Raw genomic sequence first — 14964 nt, 5'->3', positions numbered from 1 at the left:
GAGTATTGGGGAGGGGGGGGTACCCCCCTGCCTAAATGGCTGCCGTCCACACGTCTGCACTCACTACTTTTACTGGATGTTCTATGGGACAACGAGGTCCAAAGCCGTTGCCTGCGAATGTTCACCACCTGCGTGGCAACGCCAGCAAGAAACCGCTGGCTGCAATTCTTGACGAGTTCCGGCCTGAGGTCGAGATACCCGACTTCCCGTCGTGGATCTGGCCCGAAGCGAAGAAGGAATGGAAGCGCATCACCGTCGAGCTGGAACGCTACGGCCTGGTGTCGAAGCTGGATCGGGCTGCTTTGGTGCTGTACTGCCAGGCCTGGGCCAAGATGGTTTGGGCCGAGCGTCAACTGTCGCGTGCAATGAAGCTGGCCGACGATGCCATGGCGAAGGCCGAGGCCGCTGGCCTCGAATACACCGGTGGCGACGGCTTGATGATCAAGACGGCAAACGGCAATTTCACGTACTCGCACCATTGGGTGGTGGGAAAGCATGCGGCATCCGAGGTTAAGCGCTACCTCGACCTGTTCGGCTTGTCGCCATCGTCCCGCTCCCGGGTTACCACCAGCGATAACCGCCAAGGCGGACTTTTTGAGGAAGGCACCCAAGACGAATGGAACGCGCTGTGAACTTGGACACCCAGTTCGCAGACGTTGCCACCGCGTACGCTAAAGACGTTGTCGCCGGGCGCATCATCTCCTGCAAGTGGCACCGCCTGGCATGCCAGCGCCACATAAAGGATCTCGCTCGCATCGGTTCCGAAGGGTTCCCCTATGTGTGGAACCCCCAGCTCCAGAACAGCAAGGGCCGTCCGTACCGCCCCGCCGAGAGAGTCTGCAAGTTTGCTGGCCTCATGCCCCACATCAAGGGCGACTGGGCCGCCCGCAGGCAGCTGATCAAGCTGGAGCCCTGGCAGGTCTTTATCCTCACCAGCATATTCGGGTGGGTGCATGTCACCACCGGCAAGCGCCGCTTCCGCATCGCCGACATCATCGTCCCGCGCAAAAACGCGAAGTCGACCATTGCAGCCGTCATTGGCCTGTACATGCTCGGCCCCGACGAAGAGTTCGGTGCCGAGATTTACTCGGGCGCCACATCGCAAGACCAGGCGATGGAAGTATTCCGGCCCGCGCTGCTCATGGCCAAGGCCACGCCGCGCTACTGCCAGACGTACGGCGTCACCGTCAACGTGTCGAACCTGTCGATAAGGGAAAACAACTCCAAGTTCGAACCCGTCATCGGCAACCCTGGCGACGGCGCATCCCCCAGCTGCGCTATCGTTGACGAGTACCACGAGCACCGAGAATCGGCGCTCTTTGACACCATGCAGACCGGCATGGGTGCCCGGTCGCAGCCACTGATCCTGATGATCACCACAGCAGGTGCTGACATATCCGGCCCCTGCTACATGCACCAGGTCGAGCTGCAGAAGATCCTCGAAGGCGTGGTCGAAAACGACCAGCGCTTCGGCCTCATCTTCACGATGGACGACGGCGACGACTGGACCAGCGAAGACGCCCTGCGCAAGGCCAACCCCAACTACGGCATATCGGTAGACGCTGAGTTCCTGAAGCTCCAGCAGCGCGATGCCCAGTCCGACCCGCGCAAGCAAAACGTCTTCAAGACAAAGCACTTAAATGTATGGGTAGCCGCCGCCTCCCCGTGGCTCAACTTGTACAACCTCCAGCAGGCCGGCGACACCACCCTGACCATTGACAGCCACAAATGGGACGGCAGCGCCATCGGCCTCGACCTTGCCAGCAAGCAAGACATTGCCAGCGCTGTCACCCTCTGCTGGCTCGGCGAAGCCAAGGCTCGCCACTACTACGCCTTCTCCAAAAACTACATCCCGGACGCCGCGCTAGCGAAACCCGAGAACGCGCATTACCAAGCATGGGTCAACGCAGGGCATCTGATCGCTACGCCCGGCAACATGATCTCCCTGTCTCAGATCGAAGAGGAAGTGATCGAGACCACCAAGGCAATCGGCACCAAAGAAGTAGCGAAAGACCCTTGGGGCGGACACCAGATGGGTGCCAACCTGGAAGAGCAGGGCATCACCGTGGTGGACATTCCCCAGCAGGTCCGCTACCTCAGCGAGCCTATGAAAGAGATTGCCGCCCTAGTCGATTCAGGCCGCTTCCACCACGACGGCAACCCCTGCTACGTGTGGCAGCTCAGCAATGTAGAGGTCAAAGAAGACCGCAACGAAAACGTATTCCCCCGCAAATCGCGGGCCGCCAACAAGATCGACGCTGCCATTGGCACCATCGTCGCAATGAACCGCGCCTTAGCTGCAGATCCAGCAGACGACGGTACATCCTTTTGGGAAACAGCATGAACAAATTCACGGAGCAATTAAAGAAGTTGCCAGCCGTAGCAGCCGCATGGCTGCCCGACACCTTCATCGCCTGTGGCGGTGCATCCCTGGTCTATGGGGTAGGCCTCATCTATCTGCCAGCGGGCTACATCGTGGGCGGCGTACTGGCCCTTGTCGGCGGTGTCCTGATGGCCCGAGGTGCTACGTAATGGGATTCCTGGCCCAAGCCGTATCGGAGCGAAAATCCAGCCAGCTCACCTACCAGCAGATTGCCAGTTTGATCGACGGCACTGGCGGTCGCACCGTAGCGGGCGTGCACGTAAATGAAAAAACGGCGCTACAAGTCTCCACGGTGCTGGCCTGCGTCAAAGCCATCGCTGATGGTTGCGCCACGCCCCAGCTGCACGTCTACCGCCAGAAGCCAGACCGAACCCGCGAGCGCGCCCTCAACATCCCGGAATACCGCCTGCTGGCCCGCCGCCCCAACGAATGGCAGACAGCCCTCGAATGGCGTCGCATGATGACTGTTCACGCCTGCCTCACCGGCACCGGCCTGTCCATCAAGGTACGCGGCGATAACCGCCGTCTGCGTGAGCTCATCCCCGTGGCCCCCGGTAGCTGGAACATGCGGCGCACCTCGCGCTACGAACTACTCTACACCTGCTGGGATGAATTCGGCATCATCGGCGAGTTCTCGCAGGACGACGTGTTCCTCCTCCATGGGCTGCAGTGGGAATGGACCAAGTCCCTCAACCCCGTCATCCTGGCCCGCGCAGCCATCGGCCTGGCCATGGCGACCGAGAAAAGCCAGGTTGCCATGCACAGCAATGCTATGCGGCCCAGCGGCGTCTACTCGGTAGAGGGCAACCTCAGTCCAGAGCAGCACGAAAAACTTACCGGCTGGCTGAAGAAGCAAGGCGGGGTTAGCAACGTGGGCAACCCCATGGTGCTCGACCGCGCTGCCAAATGGGTCAGCACCGCCATGACCGGCGTGGACGCCCAGCACGTAGAAACCCGCCGCCTGCAGATCGAAGAGATCTGCCGTGTCTTCGGGGTGTTCCCCATCATGATCGGCCACTCTGACAAGACCGCCACCTTCGCCAGCTCCGAAGCCTTCTTCTCGGCCCATCTCATTCACTGCCTCACGCCCTGGCACAACGCCTGGACCCAGCGTCTGGACGAAACCCTGCTCGACGGCTCCGGCCCCCTGTTCGCCGAGTTCGACACCCGCTACATGCGCTCCGGCTCAGTAAAGGACCGCTCGCAGTGGACCCGCACCATGGGCGAAATGGGCATCTACACCCGCAACGAACTACGCGAAGAAGAAGGCAAAGACCCCTTGCCGGGACTTGACGAGCCATTGACCCCTATGAACATGACCCAAAAACCCCAAGGAAACAGCGATGCGAACGACGACACCGCGCCTTGAGCGCAAATCCAGCGCCCCAGCCATGGGCACCCGCGAAACCCGCTCCTTTGTCCTCAGCCTCAAGGCCGTGGGCGAGGACGGCACCGTCGAAGGCTACGGCAGTGTCTTCGGCGTGCGTGACAACTACGACGATGTCATCGCGCCTGGTGCCTTTCTGGCGTCGCTCAATGCCCACAAAGCTGCAGGCACCATGCCTGCCATGCTGTGGCAGCATAACGCCAGTCAGCCCATCGGCATCTGGATGGACATGGTCGAAGACTCCAACGGCCTGCGCATCAAAGGCAAGCTCGCGCTGGAAACTGTCCTCGGCAAGGAAGCCTACGCCCTGCTCAAGATGGGCGCGCTTACCGGCCTGTCCATCGGCTTCATCTCCAAGCAATGGGCATACGACCGCGAAACCGACGTCCGCACCCTCACCGAGATCGACCTGTGGGAGGTCTCCCTGGTCACCTTCCCCGCAAACGAAAAGGCACGGGTCACTAACGTCAAGGCGTCCAGTAGCGACCTGTTCCTACCCAAAGATGCCGAGCGAATCCTGCGCGATGCCGGATTCAGCAAAGGCGACGCTACGGCCTTCGTGTCGCGCGTCATGCGGATGGGAGAAGAGCGGAGTGATTCCGTCGATTCGACCGCCAAAGCCATGAAGGCAGCCGACAAGCTCCTTCTCTCTCTGTCCACCACCTGAAAGACCCAATCGTGAAAAATATCTCCCTCATGGCCATCATGGCCCTGCATTTCGCCGCATTCAGTGCCAAGACCGAAACTCTCGGCGTGTACGAAAAGCGCGAAGACCCCAGCATCAAATCTGTGGCCGACGCCCTGGACAAGATCGCCACTGCGTTCGACGAGTACAAAAAGACGAACGACAGCCGCATCGAGGCCATCAAGAAAGGCCAGGGCACTGCCGAGCTCGACGCCAAACTTGCCCGCATGGACGAGCACATCAACTCCATCACCGATGCAAAGACCCGCCTGGAGCGGATGGAAACCAAGCTTGCCCGCCCCGGCGCGCAAAGTGGCAACCGTGAAGCCCGCGAATCCGCGGAATCGGTGGAGTACAAAGAAGCCTTTTTCGACTGGGTGCGCGCTCCAGGCGATGGCGAACGCCAGCAGCGCGCTACCCAGGCACAAAAGGCGCTGGAAGCCAAGCAGCGCGCAGATGGCCGCGAAACCCGCGCTACCCAAACCGTCACATCGACGGGCGCTGCAGGCGGCTTTGCACTGCCTGAAGAAATCGAACGGAATATTGCCCGTTTGTCGGTCGACATGTCGCCCATCCGCCAGCTCGCAACTGTCCGCCAGGTCGGCACCACCGACTACAAAGAGCTGTTCGATGTGAACGGTGCCACCTTCGAGTGGGTTGGTGAAACGGATACCCGCAACCAAACCAACACCCCCGACCTGGCCGAGTGCGCGCCTACCTTCGGCATGGGTTCCGCAAAGCCCCAGGCATCGGAAGAATCCCTGGATGACCTGTTCTTCAATGTGGAAGACTGGCTGATTTCGTCTGCATCGGAAGCTATCGCGGCGGGTGAGGGCGCTGCCTTCATCTCCGGCAATGGCACTAAAAAGCCCACCGGCTTCCTGGCAGGCCCTGCTCCAGTCGCTACGGCAGACAGTGCCCGTGCCTTCGGCACCCTGCAGTACATTGCATCCGGCCAGGCCGCAGCCATGCCGACCAGCACGGACTTGTTCTACGACATCATTTATGGCCTGCGTGCACGTTATCGCACCAACGCCCAGTGGGTCACTAGCAAGCTGATCCTGGCCGCTATGCGCAAGTACAAGGACACCACCGGCCAATACCTGTGGCAACCGGCCTTGTCGGCCAGCCAGCCTGCCAGCTTCCTGGGTTACGGCATCACCGAGGCGGAAGACATGCCCGCAGTGGCCGCCAACTCCTTTCCCCTGGCGTTTGGTGACTTCAAGGAAGGCTACCTGATCACCGATATCAAGGGCCTGCGCATGACCCGCGACGAGATCACCACCCCCGGTTTCGTTAAGTTCTACATCCGCAAGCGCATGGGCGGCAAGTTGCGCAACACCCAGGCCATCAAGCTCCTGAAAATCGCCACGGCTTGACCCGTACAGCGCTGCAAGCAGCGCCAGCCAGCAACCTAAAGGCCCCTTTACCGGGGCCTTTTTTATGGAATCACCATGCCAAAGCTCAATGTAATAGAACCGTTCAAGTGGGCGCACCGCCACGTCGACATCAAGGAATACGTCCCTGGTGACACCATCGACACCACGGATGCCGACCTGATCCGCGTAGCCGTTGATGAAGAGGGTTGGTGCGAGGTCGAAAAATCCGCAACCGCCCCATCCACTCCACGCCGGGCGCCATCGGTTCCCAAGAACAAGGCTGTCCCACCCGCACCGGCCAGCTTTGCCGCCCGCGTGGATGGTGCGGATACCCGTACAGACCAACCTGCCGCAGCCGTCAAGACCGACGTCCCTATCGAGTCTGATACCTCAACCGTGGCATCCGACCAGGCTGAAGACCCCGCAGCGACCGAAACCCAGCAACCCACCTAAGCCACCGCAGCAGCGCCCCCACGGAGATCCACATGGCAGACAACACCTTACGCGTGCGCTACATCGGCGTCGAAGAGCGACTATCCGAAGTAGGCATCACAGGCAAACAGCAAGTCTGGTTGCGTGGCACCAGCTCGTTCGTGCCCATGGCCGATGCCGTGCTGCTCGTGTCCAGCGGTAAATTCGAACCGTCCGATTCGCCCATGTACATCGGCGTGCGCACAGCATCAGAGATCACCGCCATCAACGCGGCCATCCTGGCCGGCACCATCGCCTACCCGGTCGGCTCGACGGTTCTGAATTCCACCGTCAGCGCTCTGTGGCGGGTCTCTGGTCTTGGTGCTGCAGGAGCATTCGCTTCGGTGGATGGGGGTGGGAATTCCTCGCCTATCGTTGCAAAAGACGAGGGCACGACCATTGCCTCATCCACTATGTCGCTGAACTTCGCTGGAGCCGGGGTTGTGGCTACCGCAGCCGGTGGCGATGTGACGGTGACTATCCCCGGTGGCGGTAGCAGCCTGCCTACCGCGCCCGTGCAGGTTGGTGGGTCTCGCCCGCTGGCATCGACGGACAACGGCTTGGTGCTGGAGTGCATGGCAACCGCCACCTTGACTGTTCCCGCTGGACTGCCTGCTGGGTTCCGCTGCGTAGTAATTCCTTTTGGTACTACCTCGGTGGCGTTCACTGGTACGACTGGTAACGGCGCAGCTACGACACTCACCCGCGCAGCTTCGGGCAACTTTGCTTTTGGCATCACTCAGCGTGGTTCGAACGTCAACAGCTACGTCGTGGATGGGGTGTAACCCATGGCGGCCTTAAATTTTGCAGCATCCGGCAATCAGCTCGGAGATTTCTATTGTGACCTGACTGGCGCCGCATGGACGATTGGATTTTGGACGAAACACAGCGGTAACGCGGCGGCTGGTGGGGGCATCGCATTCCAGACCCAATCGACATACCCAGCCAGTCTTTCGGCCACTATGGCGGCCAATGATCAGCTGTCGGTCTACGACACCGGCAACAGCATCACAACAGTAAATGACCGCCGCCGCTTGTGGCTGAACGGTACAGACAAAGCAGGGAATCGGATTGGAAGCTCTGTCGGCTCCGCGCCAGCACCGATGTACACGAGCTACGGGAAGCGTCAGTATGAAACCGGTGATACAGGGACTGTTCTAAACATTGTCCGCTGCGTTTCCGGTGTCGTAGAGCTGTGGATCGTTAAGCCTGGGCAGAGCCCTGAAAAGATGGGCAACTCTGTCAATGCGTGGACTGGGTTCGCAGCGATACAAATCGGGCAGTTTGGATTAAGCAGCTACGGCGGCACACTGCCATACGCGCACTCTGTTGATGCACCGTTTCACTTTTCCGACAAAGCAGTAACTGTGACTGAGATGGCGCAGATAGCCGCAGGCGCATCACCAAATTCACTGGACAAAACGACACGGGCCGCACGCGGGATGATTCGATTCCGCACAGCGAGCTCAACGAGCGTGCAGGACACCATGGCGATCTGGGTGCCTACCGCAGGGACTACAGTTACTTTCAACGGCACGACGGTGACTTTTGTGGCGTCTGGCGCGACTGGCAGTCAGGTCAATATTGGTGCAGATGGTCCTGCGACAATGACCGCACTTGCCGCATTCCTGAACGCGAGCGCTGACGCGAATATCAGCGTTGCGACGTATGTGGCAACCGGTAGTTCTGCGCTGCGCATATTCCACAAGACGACAGGGAGCGTTGGAGAAGCGTACACCTTGGCTGCCAGCAGTAGTAATGTGCGCCTTCCACTGTCTGGGACTCTTGCGTATGTCGAATGGGAGTACAACACCCTTAGCTCGACCACATTGAATCGCGCGCAGTATGGTGGCGGCTACATCGCCCGCACTGCATTTTCTTGGGCAGCGTCTCCCGGCGTGCTTGTCGATTCGACCGAAAAGCCCAATGCTGTATATGTTGACCCTATCCCGCCTGGGCGCGTGGTGCAGCACATCGGCGGCGTTCGGGATGTACCGGTAAGCGGTGTTTACCTGGGTTCCGCACCATCGGGAGTTCTTGTCGAGCTACGCAATGCGTCAAACGACGCTGTTGTTGTCGCCGAAGCTGCGGTAGCGTCCTTTACTGCATCCGCAGGCACATGGTCCGGAGTTTTGACGAATGTGCCGAAGGGCAAGCGCTGGCTTTCTCTGCGCATGCGAAAGGTGGGTGGGACCGACTACCTACAGACAGGTGTTACTTTTGGCGTCGGTGAGTACGTCGAGTTTGCAGGTCAGTCGCTTTTCCTCGGGTGGCCTGTTGCTCCTTCAGCCCTTGCCCCGAACACGTATGTTTCCAACTACCTCTCTGCCACCAATCTGTACGACGACACCACAGCCTACTCGTTCGGAACCTTTGCGCCCGATGCAAGCTGGCACCGTCAACTGACCACTGCAGAGGCGAGAGACACTGAAACCTATTTTGGGAACTATCTGAGCGAGACTGCAGATTGCGTGGTGGGTATCTACAACCGCTGCCGAGGCGGCACCAGCATTGACGTGCTCAACGCCGATGCTGAGTGGTCCAAGCGCGCTGCGGACTTGGCTGCCTCAAAGGCGCTAAGTGTCGGCTGGTTCATCTGGGCTCAGGGTCATGCGGATACTGCGTTCACTTCCACATACGGCCCGAAGCTGGATGCTGTCCCCGTCAAGATGCACGCAAACTACGGTGCAAATTGCGTTCTCGTGATTCCGCCGACCAGTAACGTGATGGAGTCTGTGGATGGAACCGCCGGTATTTGGGCGATGCGAAAACTGCAAGTAGAGTGGCTGCGGGCAAACGCCGCCGATCCGTACATCATTTCAGGCGGACAGTTCACCGATTTTGATCTGACGAACGACGGCGTGCATCCGGCAACCCCGGCCCTCAAGCGCTATGAGGCAGACCGACTACTGCGGGCGCTGCTATTTAAGATTGGTGTGGGCAGCACAATCTCAGCGGACGGGCCCTTACCCGTCTCTGCGGTGCGCACTGGTGCAGTCATTGACGTGACATTTGCCTTGGAAGGTGGCTTTGCGCTGCAAACCGTCGGAGGCGCTGCCCCGTCCGGTTTTGATGTGTCCACCAACGGATTCACTAGCATTCTGGCAATCAGCTCCACGGCCATTACCGGCAGCAACACGGTCCGCATCACGCTGGCAGCAGACCCTGGCGTGGATTGCGATGTGCTGTACCTCTATGGTCGCCCGGGTAAGAGAGGTTCCGTGGACACCACTGGCCGGGCGGCGCAGACGCAGCTTTTTGCGGACGCGCAAGCCTCGGTGTTGTACGACACATCGCCAAGTCTGCTGGGCCTACCCAAGTCTGGCAAGCCAGCTCAGGGAACTTACACGGCGCTGTCAACCGGGGCCGCACAGTTCACGATCCTGCGAACCACGTCACTGCTTGCTCTGATGTGCCGTTGATGATGCTGCGGCAATTTCTGCGTTCATCCCTATGTGCTCTCATTGTGGTTATTTGTCAGGTCCCAAACCCCGTCCTCGCGGCGATACATGCTGACCCGCGTCTGGTACGTGAGCCCAGTTACCACATCACCGTAGGCGATCAGCATCTGCAGTACGCAAATATTCGTTCCATTGAGGATAGTGTTTTCGTAGAAATCGAGGCCTGCAAGAGGTGCGTGGATTTTGGTGTCACCGGTGGTGAAGATAATGCTGGTGCTGACAACTACTCCTTCCGCAGGTTGGTTGGTGTCATAGTAGAACGTGATCTCATCCTCGCGGTAGATGGGGCGGATTACCACGCGTACGGTAGTTCTGGCGGGGCGTACACCAAAGTTTTTTACAACTATGACCAGGCCTGTGGGAAGCGCGGTTTCCGTGCTAGGACTAAGGTAGAGAACGCCGGCGCAACCAACCCAGGGCCTGTCTTTGTCCATAGAGAGCTGGTTGGCAGTAGTGGCCGCATCGGCTGCCTGTTTGGCAAGTGTGAAGGACCTTCGGGTATATATGATCGTTGCGAACAGGCCTACGGTGCCAGCAATCGAGATTCCGAGCGTCCACTTGGCATATTCAGCCTGATCTACGGCAGCATCGGCGGAGCGTTCAGTGGCTTTGAGGTTACGCTCCTCTCGATTGTCAGTCTCATATTTTCCTTTTTGGCTGCCTGCGCTTTGGTTGTCGGTCTGGATGGGCGAAGCTGGAAACGCCGCACTTTGGGCTGGGTGGGTGTCGGCACTTGCCTGTGCCTGGCGCTGTGTTGCTTCAGTCAAGCTATGACCGGCAGCCCCGTTGCCTTGTTTCGGAGTGCTCTGAGCGTAAGCAGATAGAGAGATGGCCAGCAAGATGCCAGCGGCAATAGCGTAGATTTTGTGCATCACAGCATTTTGCTGGATGCATTCCCATCCCCTTGCCGGGCACCCACGGAGAAATCCATGTCTAAAAAGAAGGTGACCGCACAGCCCTTGTTATGCCGTGCTCTACCCGCCGCTGGTTGAGATCGACCGCAGCGAGAAGTGGATGAAAGTGAAAAGTGACTACGGACAAAAACGCTGGTTGACCGAGACTTGCGGCATCAGGAATATGACGAAATACTTTACATGTCCCTAAGAAACACTCGCTAAGTCATTGAATTGATTTGCTGGATCGGATCTTGCTTGAAAGAAACATAACCACAAAGGGCATATGAAGTTTCCTCTTTTCTCATCTCTCGTGCTGATCGCAGCGTTGACAGTCGGCTCTGCCAACGCTTCATTGGTTGGCAGCAATGTTAGTGCGAGTGGGCCCGGACTATCGCCAGCTAGCGCGACAGTTGGAAGCGGCGTCGAATTTCAATGGAAACCGGGCCAACTGGCCAGCAATGTTGACTTCGGCGCGGACACGCTGACTTTTACGGCTCTTTGGGGCGTCGGTTGGGGGGGCTTCGGCGACTTTACTTTTTCTGGCTTTGATGTGCCGATCACCGGCTTGTCCCTGCTTTCCAACACGGGCTTTAGCGGGGATATGCTGAGCGACTTTAGTTTCACCAGCGACAGCATCACAATTCATTGGAACAACGGAAATGCATCCAATGCCGGGAAGCTTGTTTTTGCGATCAGCTCGGGCGCGAACGCGGTGCCTGAGCCAGGGTCGTTGGCCCTTCTGGGTCTGGGACTTGCTGTACTTGCAGCGACGCGCAAACGAAAATTGGGCTGACCCGCAGCTTCGTACCACTGACCCGCTTCGGCGGGTTTTTTCATGGACTAACCGCATGTTGCCCATCCCCTGCCGGTAAGTACCAGCACCCAAGCCGCCCGTGGCAACACCGGCGGCTTTTTTGTATCCAAAATATGCCCACCAAAACCCTCGTCAAGCGCGAACTTCCCCTCACGCTGCTGGAGATGCGCACCCACCTCAAGCTCGACGACCCTGACCAGGTCAACGAGCTGGATGCCCTCATCCTGGCCCGCTGCGGTGCCGCGTGCGACTTCGCCCAGCACCACACCCAGCAGGCCATTGGTAAGCAGACGTTGGAGCTGGCGCTATCGTGCTTCCCCGCATGGGAACTGCCCTTACCCTTTTCCCCAGTCACATCGCTCGCGTCCATCAAGTACGTCGATGCGGCCGGTGTAGTGCAGACGTGTGGACTCAACAGCTACGCGCTGAACGACTACGGTCGGCAGCACCAGGCCATCCCCGGCTACGGCACCATTTGGCCTATCACCCGCGCCCAGTGGGATGCGGTCAAGGTGCAATACGAGTGCGGCTACACCGCCGCGACCCTGCCTGATGCCATCCGCTCCGCGCTGCTGTTGATCCTCACCCACCTGCACGAGAACAACCAGGCCGTGTCCACGCTCAAGCTGGAGGAGATACCCCTCGGCGCTGTGGACCTGCTCAACACCGAAAAAGTCTGGGGGTTCTGAAATGGAAATCGGCAAACTCAACCGTCTGGTGACTATCCTGCACCAGCAACCCGGCCAGGATGCCGCAGGCCAGCCCAGCAGCGCCTGGGTGCAGTTCGCCAAACCCTGGGCCAACATCAAGCACCTGTCCGGCGCTGCCGCCATCCGCGCTGATGCCGAAACGTCTGTCGTCCAGGCCAGCATTCGCATCCGGTACCGGCTGGACATCACTGCTGCCATGCGCGTCCAGCACCGCGCCAACATCTATGAGATCAAAGCCGTGCTACCCGACGAGCAAGGCAAACAGCATATTGACCTGGTGTGCGAGCTACTGCCCGCGAGCGTGGGGGTCTGATGGCTGATATTTCCATGTCCTTTGACGATGCTGACCTGCTGGCCCAGCTCGATGCCCTTGGTGGTGGCCTCCAGGCCACTGTGCGCCCCGTCGCCCAGGCCGGTGCACAGGTGTTTTACGAAGAGGTCCGCCTGCGCGCCCCCGTGGGCACCAAGGTGCACGGCTACAAAGGCAAGCCTAAAGCCTTTGCCCCCGGCAACCTGCGCGATGCGATCTACCAGGTCTACAGCAAAGACCGCAGCGTCGAAGGCAAGGCCTACTACCAAATCAGCTTTAACCGCAAAAAAGCCTACTACGGCGGCTTTGTAGAGCACGGCACCGCCAAAACGCCCGCCCAGCCATACATCCGCCCGGCCTATGACACCCAAAAGCAAGCTGCCCTCGACGCATCGCACATGAAGCTGGTCGAGCTGGCGCAAAAGGTAATCCATGGCACTTGAAACTACCCTGGCCACGCTGCTCGGCATGCTGTGCTCGCGCGTCTATCCTGACATAGCGGGCGACCCGTTGCCGCCGCGCCCTTACATCACCTACCAGCAGGTGGGCGGCGTGGCCGTCAACTTCCTGGAGCGGGCTGTGGTCGGTAAACGCAACGCCCGCGTGCAAATCAATGTATGGGCCGATACCCGCCTGGCGGCCAGTGCGCTGGCGGGTCAGGTGGAAGATGCCATCAAGCTCTGTACCGACTTCCAGGGTGAGCCCTTGGCCGCCTGGGTTGCCGTCCACGAACCAGATCTAAGGCTGTACGGCACCAGGCAGGATTTCACCATCTGGTCCCCCGCGTGACATAGGCCGCAAGGCTACCCAGTTTCCCCCAGCCGCGTGACATAGGCCGCAAGGCTACCCAGTTTCCCCCAGCCGCGTGACATAGGCCGCAAGGCTACCCAGTTTCCCCCAGCCGCTGCACTCACCCGCAGCGGCATTTTTATTGCCCGCAATGGCAACAGCAGCCCGCTTTGGAGCAGTTCAAGGCGGGTTTTTTTATGCCCGCTTGCCGGGTGCATCCCAAAGAAAGGCCTCGAAATGAGTGTTTCACTCCCCAACGGCATCGTGCTGGCAATCGCCACGGCATACGCTGCAGCGCTCTCCGTCACCGCCGCATCCAATGCGTCCGAAGCGGTTTTAACCGTAACCAATACCTACACGGCGGGCGACTATGTCGAATTCGTCAGCGGCTGGTCACGTGCCAACAACCGTATCTTCCGCGTCAAGTCGCCCACCGGTGCCAACCTGGTGCTGGAGGGTTTCGACACGTCCAGCACCACCCAGTTCCCGGCGGGCTCGGGTGTCGGCACCGTGCGTCGCATCAACACCTGGACGCAGGTCACGCAGGTGCTTAGCTGCACCAGCTCCGGCGGTGATCCGCAGTACCAAACCTACTCCTTCCTGGAGCAGGACTTTGACAGCCAGATCCCCACCACCACCAGCGCGCAGTCCATTGCGCTGGAAATTGCCGACGATCCCACCCTCGCCGGTTACCAGGCCCTCAAAGCCACCGCGCTCAGCCGCTCCAACACGGCCATGCGCGCCACCTTGCCCCAAGGCGGTTTCATCCTGTACTCGGGCATTTTTGCCTTTGACGAAACCCCGTCGCTCAGCAAGGGCAACCTCATGTCGGTCAAAGCCGGTATCGCCCTGCAGGGCCGTCCGGTGCGCTACGCAACTTAAATTCATCCGTTGCCCAGGGCCCCTTTATTGGGGCCTTTTTCATGCCCGCGGGTCATTCCCAGTCGGGCCTTTTTCTTCTCCACCACACCACAACATCATGGCAAAAATCAAACTTGGCTCGGCTCCCAAATCCTTCACCCAAAAAGTGTCATTCCCGCTGCTCAAAGGCGGCACGGGCGACGTGGTGATGGACTTCAAATACCGCGACCGCGCTGAATTCGCGCAGTTCATCGACGAAATCTACCCCGGCATCAAGTCCCCACCGACCCCCTCCACCGAGCCTGGCTTCGATGTAGTCGAGCAAGACCGCAAGACCCAGGCCGATGAGGTCCGCTACATCATGGGCTGCGCCAATGGCTGGGACCTGGAAGAAGACTTCACCGAAGCCAACGTCAAGGCGCTGGTGAATGAATTCCCCGCTGCCGGTTCCGCCATCCCGGCGGCCTACCGCATGGCCATCAGCGAAGGCCGCGTAAAAAACTAGAAGAGGTCGCCACAGCCCTCTACCAAAAACAGGCCAGCGCGGAAGAGATCCATGCCGCAGGGCTCACCCAGGCCGACCTGGATGCCGACATCGTCCTGTACTGGCCTGAAAACGCCCGGGCGGTGGAACTGCTGCTGGTGCTCGGCACGCAGTGGCGCACCGGCGTGAATGGTGCCTGCGGCCTCGACTACCCCGCCATGTATCCGCTGATGGACCGCATGGGTCTACCGCCCAACGAGTGGGCCCTGCTCTTCAGCGAAATGCGCATCCTTGAAAACGCAGCCCTGGCTGCAATGAACCACAAAGACTGAAA

General features: G+C 59.6%; 18 protein-coding genes. 17 read left to right on the top strand and 1 reads right to left on the bottom strand.

The window, feature by feature from the left end; translation table 11 throughout:
- Positions 1–107: 107 nt before the first annotated feature.
- The 9 genes from AB3G31_RS15715 (at position 108) to AB3G31_RS15675 (ending at position 9727) form a co-directional block, all read left to right on the top strand.
- On the top strand, positions 108–632 hold the full coding sequence (locus AB3G31_RS15715) for a P27 family phage terminase small subunit (RefSeq protein ID WP_367847018.1): 525 nt from the start codon (positions 108–110) through the stop codon (positions 630–632).
- Positions 629–2344, top strand: coding sequence for a terminase large subunit (locus AB3G31_RS15710; protein WP_367847017.1), 1716 nt, complete (start codon positions 629–631; stop codon positions 2342–2344). The genes AB3G31_RS15715 and AB3G31_RS15710 overlap by 4 nt, the downstream gene beginning before the upstream one ends.
- Entirely contained in the window at positions 2341–2532 is a 192-nt protein-coding gene (locus AB3G31_RS15705; RefSeq protein ID WP_367847016.1) for a hypothetical protein, read from the top strand. The genes AB3G31_RS15710 and AB3G31_RS15705 overlap by 4 nt, the downstream gene beginning before the upstream one ends.
- A complete protein-coding gene (locus AB3G31_RS15700) occupies positions 2532–3752 on the top strand; it encodes a phage portal protein (protein ID WP_367847015.1) in 1221 nt (406 codons plus the stop codon). Before AB3G31_RS15705 ends, AB3G31_RS15700 begins: the two co-directional genes overlap by 1 nt.
- On the top strand, positions 3727–4437 hold the full coding sequence (locus AB3G31_RS15695) for an HK97 family phage prohead protease (protein WP_367847014.1): 711 nt from the start codon (positions 3727–3729) through the stop codon (positions 4435–4437). The genes AB3G31_RS15700 and AB3G31_RS15695 overlap by 26 nt, the downstream gene beginning before the upstream one ends.
- An 11-nt stretch (positions 4438–4448) precedes the next feature.
- On the top strand, positions 4449–5834 hold the full coding sequence (locus tag AB3G31_RS15690) for a phage major capsid protein (RefSeq protein ID WP_367847013.1): 1386 nt from the start codon (positions 4449–4451) through the stop codon (positions 5832–5834).
- Between the two features lie 75 nt (positions 5835–5909).
- On the top strand, positions 5910–6287 hold the full coding sequence (locus AB3G31_RS15685; RefSeq protein WP_367847012.1) for a hypothetical protein: 378 nt from the start codon (positions 5910–5912) through the stop codon (positions 6285–6287).
- A gap of 32 nt (positions 6288–6319) precedes the next feature.
- A complete protein-coding gene (locus AB3G31_RS15680; RefSeq protein WP_367847011.1) occupies positions 6320–7090 on the top strand; it encodes a hypothetical protein in 771 nt (256 codons plus the stop codon).
- A 3-nt stretch (positions 7091–7093) separates the two neighbouring features.
- The gene (locus AB3G31_RS15675) at positions 7094–9727 is read left to right on the top strand and encodes a hypothetical protein (RefSeq protein ID WP_367847010.1); all 2634 of its coding nucleotides are present in this window, start codon (positions 7094–7096) and stop codon (positions 9725–9727) included.
- A gap of 29 nt (positions 9728–9756) precedes the next feature.
- Here the strand turns inward: AB3G31_RS15675 and AB3G31_RS15670 are convergent, their stop codons facing one another.
- On the bottom strand, positions 9757–10638 hold the full coding sequence (locus AB3G31_RS15670; RefSeq protein WP_367847009.1) for a hypothetical protein: 882 nt from the start codon (positions 10636–10638) through the stop codon (positions 9757–9759).
- A gap of 307 nt (positions 10639–10945) precedes the next feature.
- Between AB3G31_RS15670 and AB3G31_RS15665 the strand changes: the two genes are divergently transcribed.
- The 8 genes from AB3G31_RS15665 (at position 10946) to AB3G31_RS15630 (ending at position 14962) form a co-directional block, all read left to right on the top strand.
- Positions 10946–11455: a PEP-CTERM sorting domain-containing protein gene (locus tag AB3G31_RS15665; protein ID WP_367847008.1), complete on the top strand. Its 510-nt coding sequence runs from the start codon at positions 10946–10948 to the stop codon at positions 11453–11455.
- Positions 11456–11589: 134 nt separating this feature from the next.
- Positions 11590–12165, top strand: coding sequence for a hypothetical protein (locus AB3G31_RS15660; protein WP_367847007.1), 576 nt, complete (start codon positions 11590–11592; stop codon positions 12163–12165).
- Between the two features lies 1 nt (position 12166).
- On the top strand, positions 12167–12499 hold the full coding sequence (locus AB3G31_RS15655) for a phage head closure protein (RefSeq protein ID WP_367847006.1): 333 nt from the start codon (positions 12167–12169) through the stop codon (positions 12497–12499).
- A gap of 14 nt (positions 12500–12513) precedes the next feature.
- The gene (locus AB3G31_RS15650; protein ID WP_367847005.1) at positions 12514–12939 is read left to right on the top strand and encodes an HK97-gp10 family putative phage morphogenesis protein; all 426 of its coding nucleotides are present in this window, start codon (positions 12514–12516) and stop codon (positions 12937–12939) included.
- On the top strand, positions 12929–13285 hold the full coding sequence (locus AB3G31_RS15645) for a DUF3168 domain-containing protein (protein WP_367847004.1): 357 nt from the start codon (positions 12929–12931) through the stop codon (positions 13283–13285). Before AB3G31_RS15650 ends, AB3G31_RS15645 begins: the two co-directional genes overlap by 11 nt.
- Positions 13286–13522: 237 nt before the next feature.
- Positions 13523–14167, top strand: coding sequence for a phage tail protein (locus tag AB3G31_RS15640; RefSeq protein ID WP_367847003.1), 645 nt, complete (start codon positions 13523–13525; stop codon positions 14165–14167).
- A gap of 97 nt (positions 14168–14264) precedes the next feature.
- On the top strand, positions 14265–14651 hold the full coding sequence (locus tag AB3G31_RS15635) for a phage tail assembly chaperone (RefSeq protein ID WP_367847002.1): 387 nt from the start codon (positions 14265–14267) through the stop codon (positions 14649–14651).
- Positions 14579–14962 carry a DUF1799 domain-containing protein gene (locus tag AB3G31_RS15630; RefSeq protein ID WP_367850362.1) on the top strand — a complete coding sequence of 128 codons (384 nt, stop codon included), beginning with the start codon at positions 14579–14581 and terminating at the stop codon, positions 14960–14962. Before AB3G31_RS15635 ends, AB3G31_RS15630 begins: the two co-directional genes overlap by 73 nt.
- The last annotated feature ends 2 nt before the right edge of the window (positions 14963–14964 follow it).

It is taken from the genome of Rhodoferax sp. WC2427, assembly GCF_040822085.1.
GTDB lineage: Bacteria > Pseudomonadota > Gammaproteobacteria > Burkholderiales > Burkholderiaceae_C > Rhodoferax_B.
The sequence above is the reverse complement of the archived record's forward strand: the minus strand, read 5'-3'. Positions and strand labels throughout refer to the sequence as shown.

What these genes read in the sequence shown, in the direction of transcription:
- AB3G31_RS15705 (WP_367847016.1), top strand. Translation starts at nt 2,341, where the DNA reads ATGAACAAATTCACGGAGCAATTAAAGAAGTTGCCAGCCGTAGCAGCC.
- AB3G31_RS15700 (WP_367847015.1), top strand. Translation starts at nt 2,532, where the DNA reads ATGGGATTCCTGGCCCAAGCCGTATCGGAGCGAAAATCCAGCCAGCTC.
- AB3G31_RS15695 (WP_367847014.1), top strand. Translation starts at nt 3,727, where the DNA reads ATGCGAACGACGACACCGCGCCTTGAGCGCAAATCCAGCGCCCCAGCC.
- AB3G31_RS15685 (WP_367847012.1), top strand. Translation starts at nt 5,910, where the DNA reads ATGCCAAAGCTCAATGTAATAGAACCGTTCAAGTGGGCGCACCGCCAC.
- AB3G31_RS15680 (WP_367847011.1), top strand. Translation starts at nt 6,320, where the DNA reads ATGGCAGACAACACCTTACGCGTGCGCTACATCGGCGTCGAAGAGCGA.
- AB3G31_RS15675 (WP_367847010.1), top strand. Translation starts at nt 7,094, where the DNA reads ATGGCGGCCTTAAATTTTGCAGCATCCGGCAATCAGCTCGGAGATTTC.
- AB3G31_RS15670 (WP_367847009.1), bottom strand. Translation starts at nt 10,638, where the DNA reads ATGCACAAAATCTACGCTATTGCCGCTGGCATCTTGCTGGCCATCTCT.
- AB3G31_RS15665 (WP_367847008.1), top strand. Translation starts at nt 10,946, where the DNA reads ATGAAGTTTCCTCTTTTCTCATCTCTCGTGCTGATCGCAGCGTTGACA.
- AB3G31_RS15660 (WP_367847007.1), top strand. Translation starts at nt 11,590, where the DNA reads ATGCCCACCAAAACCCTCGTCAAGCGCGAACTTCCCCTCACGCTGCTG.
- AB3G31_RS15655 (WP_367847006.1), top strand. Translation starts at nt 12,167, where the DNA reads ATGGAAATCGGCAAACTCAACCGTCTGGTGACTATCCTGCACCAGCAA.
- AB3G31_RS15650 (WP_367847005.1), top strand. Translation starts at nt 12,514, where the DNA reads ATGTCCTTTGACGATGCTGACCTGCTGGCCCAGCTCGATGCCCTTGGT.
- AB3G31_RS15645 (WP_367847004.1), top strand. Translation starts at nt 12,929, where the DNA reads ATGGCACTTGAAACTACCCTGGCCACGCTGCTCGGCATGCTGTGCTCG.
- AB3G31_RS15640 (WP_367847003.1), top strand. Translation starts at nt 13,523, where the DNA reads ATGAGTGTTTCACTCCCCAACGGCATCGTGCTGGCAATCGCCACGGCA.
- AB3G31_RS15635 (WP_367847002.1), top strand. Translation starts at nt 14,265, where the DNA reads ATGGCAAAAATCAAACTTGGCTCGGCTCCCAAATCCTTCACCCAAAAA.